Origin of the sequence: Streptomyces chiangmaiensis (genome assembly GCF_036281785.1) — a bacterium.
In the GTDB taxonomy this organism is placed as follows: domain Bacteria; phylum Actinomycetota; class Actinomycetes; order Streptomycetales; family Streptomycetaceae; genus Streptomyces; species Streptomyces chiangmaiensis.
The window spans coordinates 1-3,825 of the sequence record NZ_JAYWVC010000402.1; the positions used below are offsets into that span (position 1 = coordinate 1).

General features: G+C 67.0%; 6 protein-coding genes. 2 read left to right on the forward strand and 4 right to left on the reverse strand.

Annotated elements, in window-relative coordinates:
* Window positions 1-500 (reverse strand): pentapeptide repeat-containing protein (locus VXC91_RS43285; protein ID WP_329512841.1); only part of this gene is annotated, 500 nt, incomplete at its 3' end.
* Between VXC91_RS43285 and VXC91_RS43290 the strand changes: the two genes are divergently transcribed.
* Window positions 480-1,667 carry a site-specific integrase gene (locus VXC91_RS43290; RefSeq protein WP_329512842.1) on the forward strand — a complete coding sequence of 396 codons (1,188 nt, stop codon included), beginning with the start codon at window positions 480-482 and terminating at the stop codon, window positions 1,665-1,667. The two genes, VXC91_RS43285 and VXC91_RS43290, sit on opposite strands and share 21 nt — an antisense overlap.
* A gap of 71 nt (window positions 1,668-1,738) precedes the next feature.
* On the opposite strand, the gene VXC91_RS43295 is transcribed toward VXC91_RS43290, so the two are convergent.
* From VXC91_RS43295 to VXC91_RS43305, 3 genes are all read right to left on the reverse strand, one after another.
* Window positions 1,739-2,170, reverse strand: a complete 432-nt coding sequence (locus VXC91_RS43295) for a hypothetical protein (RefSeq protein WP_329512843.1) — start codon at window positions 2,168-2,170, stop codon at window positions 1,739-1,741.
* Entirely contained in the window at window positions 2,143-2,358 is a 216-nt protein-coding gene (locus tag VXC91_RS43300; RefSeq protein WP_329512844.1) for a hypothetical protein, read from the reverse strand. The genes VXC91_RS43295 and VXC91_RS43300 overlap by 28 nt, the downstream gene beginning before the upstream one ends.
* 74 nt (window positions 2,359-2,432) lie before the next feature.
* Window positions 2,433-2,828, reverse strand: a complete 396-nt coding sequence (locus tag VXC91_RS43305) for a GNAT family N-acetyltransferase (RefSeq protein WP_329512845.1) — start codon at window positions 2,826-2,828, stop codon at window positions 2,433-2,435.
* Between the two features lie 266 nt (window positions 2,829-3,094).
* Here VXC91_RS43305 and VXC91_RS43310 point away from each other — a divergent pair, with 266 nt between their 5' ends.
* The gene (locus tag VXC91_RS43310; RefSeq protein WP_329512846.1) at window positions 3,095-3,727 is read left to right on the forward strand and encodes an HAD family hydrolase; all 633 of its coding nucleotides are present in this window, start codon (window positions 3,095-3,097) and stop codon (window positions 3,725-3,727) included.
* The last annotated feature ends 98 nt before the right edge of the window (window positions 3,728-3,825 follow it).

Consider the following 3,825-nt stretch of genomic DNA (forward strand, 5'->3'; position numbering starts at 1 on the left):
TCGCCGGAAAACGTCGCCTCGTAGAAGTTGACCACGCCGTCGGAGAAGGTCGCTCGGTCGAAGCCGACCACCCCGCCGGCGAAGGTCGCGTCGGAGAAATCAACCGCGCCGCCGGAGAAGGCCGCGTCGGAGAAGTCGACTGTGCCGCCGGAGAAGGTTGCGCCAGAGAAGTCGACCACACAAGCGGAGAAGGTTGCGCCGGAGAAGTCTCCCCCGTCGAAGGTAACAGCCGTGAAGTCGAAGTGGAGGTGCTCCCAGGAGTGCGGCGACTTGGGTTCCAGACGGAGATGGTCGCGGATGAGCCGGATGATGGTGTGCCGAACTTCCCGCAGGGCCAAGTAGGCATGCCAGGAGTTCGCGTCACCCGTCGGTAGGTCGGCCTCGGCGGTGTAGGGCAGGCGCAGGTAGGCGCAGAGGACATTGATGCATGTCTGGCGCAGGTCGAGGGTGGGGGCGTCGTCCGCCAGGCCAGCCAGGGCATGCACGCCGCCGAGGCGCACGGCCGCGGATTCGTCGCCGAGCTGGGAGACGGCGGTGGTGAAGCGTTCGGTGTGCAGGCGGGTGGCCTCCCGCAGGGCACCGTCCTCGTCAACCCGTTGGCGCCGGTAGGCCACAACCAGGGCGACCAACGCGCCAGCCCCGGCGACCACGCCACCCCGAGCGCGCCGGCCCGGCCGGAGGAGTACGACGCCGCGACCCGGGCCGCACTCGACCACATCGGACACCAGGCGGTGCGCGTGGTCGCCGACGGCCGCCCGGAGCGAACCCGCAAGGGGTACGCCCAGGACTGGACGAGCTGGAGCAAGTTCTGCGCCGACAGTGGCGTCCCCCTGCTCGCCGTCACCCCCGGCACCCTCGTGATGTTCGTCGAGTGGCTGTGGACCCAGCCCGGAGGGAAGAAGGGGACGTGCACCGCGCCGTCGACCATCGACCGCCGGATCTCTGGCACCGTGGTGTCCGCCCGCGCCGACCACGACGTGAGGCTGGAGGACGGCGTCGCCCGGCTCGCGCGCAACCGGCTCAAGCAGCTGGTGAAGGAGATGGAGGAGAACGGCGAGACCCGCGGCCGCGGTCAGGCCCCGCCGCTGCTCGTCGACCACCTGGTGCGGATCAGCGCCGCGTGCCCGGACAACCTCACCGGCATCCGCGACCGCGCCCTGGTGCTGATGCACTTCGCCGTCGCCGGCCGCGAGCACGAACTGGCCTTCAACCGGGTCCGCGACTACGCCGACACCCCCGGCGGCATCCAGGCCGACCTGCGCGTCTCCAAGGTCCGCCCCCGCATCGTCCCCGTCCCCTACGGCACCCGCCCCTCCATCTGCCCCGTCCGCGCCTGGCAGGCCTGGAAGGATGCCGCCGGACTGGACGACCTCGACGGGTACGCCTGGCGCCGCCTGCACAACCGCTGGCACACCGTCATGAAGGGCGGACTGCAGCCCGAGTCCATCGGCGACGTCATCACCCGCGCCGGCGAACGCGCCGGGATCGAGATCCGCTTCACCGGCCACAGCCCTCGCCGCGGCCTCGCCACGTCCTCCCGCCTGAAGGGCCACGACCAGATCGTCATCGCCAAACAAGGCGGATGGGCCCCGCACTCCAAGGTGCTCGCCCGCTACCTTGAAGTCGTCGACCAGTGGGAGGACAACGCCCTACTCGGCGTGCTGTAGACCATCGCCACCCCGCAGTCGGCGAGGGTCGCCTGGACGCCAGTGCCTGGGGGCCTTCGCCTTCCGTGGCGTCAGCCCGATTCGCTGGGGGGTCGTTGTCGTGCTCGGCGACTCCTGGCCGGGACGAGCGCTTTCAGATCCGGGCCGAATGCCGCTGGCTTGCCTCCGTGGGCGAGGAGTCCGATCACCTGGCCGTCCCGTAGGCGGATGGTCACCAGCGGGTCCGGAAGCTCCTTGAGCTGCACATCCGCAATCGCGTAGGCGGGGATTCGCAGCGGGCCCCGGCCACGCTGGAGTAGGTAGACAGCCTTGGTGGAGACCACCACGAAGGTGGCCGGGCTGCGGACGGTGTAGATCTCAAGCAGGTGGGCGCCTGCTTGGCACATGTCGGACGAAAGAAGGGTTTCGCCAGGCTCGATGAGGGGCTTGAGCTGGCGTTCCGCGCGTCTGAACGCCTTCTTCAGGCTGCGCTTTATCAGTCGTTCCAGGAGGCGGGACTGCACACGCTGAAGGTACTGCGCTCCGCGAGGCCCGTCAGGACATCGCGGCAGTCGACGCCGTACCGCCCTACGGGCTCCAGCTCCTGCACCCGGTACACCGAGTGGGTCCCACGGACGAATATGTCCTGGCGTGGGACGTCGAGCGTGGCAACATAGGTGACCAACGTGAAGCCTCCGGTTGCTACGGACATGATCTTGTGGTGAGACCTGTCCTACCAGGGGCTTCATGGCTGTTCATGACCGGGGCGCAATGCGGTGAGGTCGGTCAGAGCGCGATTAGACCGGCGGTCGTCGGCTTGAACCCGCAGGCGTCGAAGTAGAACGACTGCAGGTCGTCCTCGAAGTCGACGTGCAGCCATTCACATTTGGCCGTACGGGCCTGTCGGGCGGCCTCGGCGACAAGCCCGGCCCCGATCCCCAAGCGGCGATGGCTCCCTGCGACCACGGTGTCTAAGATGAATGCATGGGCGCCGCCGTCCCACACGACGTTCACGAAGCCGACGAGGTCACCGTCATGGCGTGCACAGACCCAGCCCAGGCTGTGGCGATGCACCCGAGTCAGCCAATTGACATCCGAGGGCTGATGGTTGAAGCCCTCCGCGTGCAGCGCATTGACGGCTGCGTTGTCGAAGCCGCCCCGCCACTCATACGTGATCGTCATGGCGCGAGCGTAGACCGCCCCCCTCGCCCCGGCCCGCTCCACAGCAGAAACGCAAACGATCACTGTTGAGAAAACCTCAGTGACGTTCAACAACCGATCGGTTGTTGGACGCTGTGCGGGGCGTGGCCCGCATCTGGGGGGAGTGGTCCGAACTGTCCCGTCTCACGAGAGCTTGCCTCCGTCTCACCTGACCTTGTTCAGTTCGCATGTCAGGGGCAAGCTCACTCGAGACGTCCACCCGTCGACCGCTGTGCTATCCAAGGGCCGTGACGATCTCCAAGACCTTCAAAAGCCCCTTCGACGCGGTGCTGTGCGACCTCGACAATGTGATCCGGTTCTATGACACGAGTCAGATCGCAGAACTGGAGCGTGCTGCAGGGCTGGCGGAGGGCGCGACCGCAGAAGTGGCATACGCACCGGAGAGAGACCTCCCATACCTCCTCGGCAAGATCTCTCAGCAGCAGTGGGTGGAGTCCATAGTGCTCGGCCTTACTGGCCAGGTGTCGGAGGTGCGGGCACGCGAATTGGGCACGGCACTCGCTACGGCTCCGTTCTGGGCCGACGAGGCGGTGGTGGCTCTGCTGCGCCGAGTGCGGGCACACATGCCCCTGGTCCTGGTAACGAACGCAACTCTGGAGCTTGAGGACGACCTGGCGTCTCTGGGGCTGGCAGATCTCGCGGACCATGTCGTCAGTAGCGCTCTGGTGGGGGTGGCCAAGCCGGACCGGAAGATCTATGAGATCGCAGCTGAGCGAGCTGGTGTCGCCATGAACCGGTGCCTTTTCGTGGATGACCGGTTGGAGAACGTCGAAGCCGCGGTCGCGTTCGGAATGACCGGCGTGCACTATCGCGAGCCTGCGGATCTTCGTGAGCCGTTGAGCTTCGTGCTGAACAGCTGAGACCGCCGCACCAACCGACAGGTGCGGGCCCGAGTCTCACTGGATCGCGAAGATCGCCCGCACCTTCAAGACCGGACGCACCACCATCTACAGCTACA